Source organism: Cellulomonas sp. (assembly GCF_017744555.1).
In the GTDB taxonomy this organism is placed as follows: domain Bacteria; phylum Actinomycetota; class Actinomycetes; order Actinomycetales; family Cellulomonadaceae; genus Cellulomonas.
Window position 1 is genome coordinate 1 of the sequence record NZ_JAGIBD010000076.1, and the last position, 878, is coordinate 878.

The window sequence follows — 878 nt, forward strand, 5'->3', positions numbered from 1 at the left end:
TCTCGGTGGTGACCGCGGGTCGGTGGTGGGTGCGGTCGGGTGCTGAGTGGAGACGCGTCTTGTCCACAGGTCGCCGGCACGCTCAGGTCGACGCCCGCCACACCGGAGCTGACCGCGACGGCAGCGGTCCGTGGCTCGCGCCGCTGGCGTGAGAGTGGAGACCGACGCCGCGGATCGGACACCGGGTCGAAGGTCGTACTGAGCGCTCTCGTCCCGGTGTCTCGATCGTCGAGGTCGTCCTGCTCCGCCTCTGCGCGACGCCCATCGGGCGGCGTTCGTCGGTCGGCGAGGTGGCGGCGTGGGGGTGTCGCGCGGGTGGGAGTCCCGCGTTCGACGAGCGGTGGGTCGCTTTGGGGCCGTGTTTCACGTGGAACAGGGCGTTCGAGGGCCCCGCAAGTTCTCCAGGAACGATCCTCCTGGCGATCCGGAGCGGAGGATGGTGGCCTGACGAGCCTGCGAACGCTCTGAAGGGCGCTCCTGGAACGCCGCCGAGGCCCGAAATGAGCACTCAATGCGGCGGGACGCGTCGCGACCCGACCTGGTCGGGACGTGTCGTCCGGTGAGGACGGTCGAGAGTCGCACGCACCGGGTGCTGTACGCCTGGTGCGGATTGCTGAAGAACGACCGCTACGTCGTCGGTACGGGCATCGTCGCGACGATGGCGGGCACCCCGCTCGAAGGCACCCGGCGTTCCGAGCTGCTCGAGTCAGGCGCCCGCGGGCGGCTGACGCGACGTGGCCGTCTGGCCGGTTGCGGCCCGATGAAGGGGTCAGCCGGACCGGATCGGTCGACGGGGGCGGCGGGACGTCGCGCGTCTCGTGTGGACGGCGTGATCGATGCCTGCCTGGCCGGCGGCGGCGCCGTTCCTCGACGAGTCG

General features: G+C 71.3%; 1 protein-coding gene. It reads left to right on the forward strand.

What is annotated here, in order from left to right:
• Positions 1 to 559: 559 nt before the first annotated feature.
• On the forward strand, positions 560 to 878 hold a 319-nt coding region (locus J7523_RS20045), incomplete at its 3' end, for a hypothetical protein (protein ID WP_291890510.1).